Source organism: Methanobacterium alcaliphilum, assembly GCF_023227715.1.
GTDB classification, from domain to species: domain Archaea; phylum Methanobacteriota; class Methanobacteria; order Methanobacteriales; family Methanobacteriaceae; genus Methanobacterium_E; species Methanobacterium_E alcaliphilum.
Window position 1 is genome coordinate 1 of record NZ_JALKIF010000032.1, and the last position, 1,104, is coordinate 1,104.

1 protein-coding gene is annotated in these 1,104 nt (G+C 30.8%); it reads right to left on the reverse strand.

The window, feature by feature from the left end; all coding sequences use genetic code 11:
* On the reverse strand, positions 1-788 hold a 788-nt coding region (locus MXE27_RS11730; protein WP_248612636.1), incomplete at its 3' end, for an archaeosine biosynthesis radical SAM protein RaSEA.
* Between the last annotated feature and the right edge of the window lie 316 nt (positions 789-1,104).

Here is a 1,104-nt window from a genome sequence, read left to right on the forward strand (position 1 = left end):
GAACCTTTACGCCATAATTCTTCCATTACAGTTCCTTTATGGATTGTAGAAGGACAGAATGATACTCGATCAACACCTACTTCTTCTGCATATTTTGCAGAATCAATTGCTTCTGTTATGGCTTGTTTTTCAGATGTTAAAATAGGTTTTACAAGTATATATGCTTTTGATTTGGTGTTGTATTCTTTTTTGAGATCTTTGATTACATTAACTGCTTTTTCAAAGTCTTCTGTGGTAAAACCTTTGTTGATTTTAAATTCACGAGTGTAATCATTTGAGGTTTCCAGCCCCATACTTACTTCAAATAATTTATCCGGTATAATAGAACAACATTCTTCCATAACTTCTTGAGTTACATATTCTGGTCTAGATTCTACAACAATTTCAGTAATGCTTTCCATATTATTTAAAGTCTTTAAAATCGCTGTCCTAGCTTCAACAGGCAATTCAGAAGGATTTAAGAAACTACCTGATGTAAATATTTTCGCTGCTGTTGCTTCATCAAACTGATATTTGGCCAGTAATTCATTAAATATTTCAATTATAGTGGATGCTGGAACAGGTTCTAAACTGGAATCTGCTATGTAACTACACATGGTGCAGCCTCCAGAGTCTGCCAGTGCCCATGAACATCCCGTTGTTGGTAGAATCATAAATATGGATTGGCCTTTTCCAGAGTACATTAAATCAAACTGAGTCCAACTAGCTGCTAATTCTTGGGATGTTTGGTGTTTTATTTTTTTTAGAGATTTTTCTCTAATCTCTTTATTTAGTTCTTGAATTTTCATAATTTTGCCTGCAATACTGTGGAAAATAAGATTTAATACATTTATAAAATCTGAGATTATTGTTATGGGGAGTAGTTAATTTTAGTATTTTTTCTTCATACTAATATTAAAAAACTTTACATTAATTGTAACTGTAATTATAAATTATATTGTAGATTTAGATATTTATATAAAATTCATGATTCAATAACAAAATATGACTATGGGGATTTAAAATGGGATTCTACGATCTTTCAAAGGATGAACGAATAAAACTGGTTCATTCCATGGAACAAGATATACTAAGTGATCTTAAATCTGCTAAAGATTCTAATAT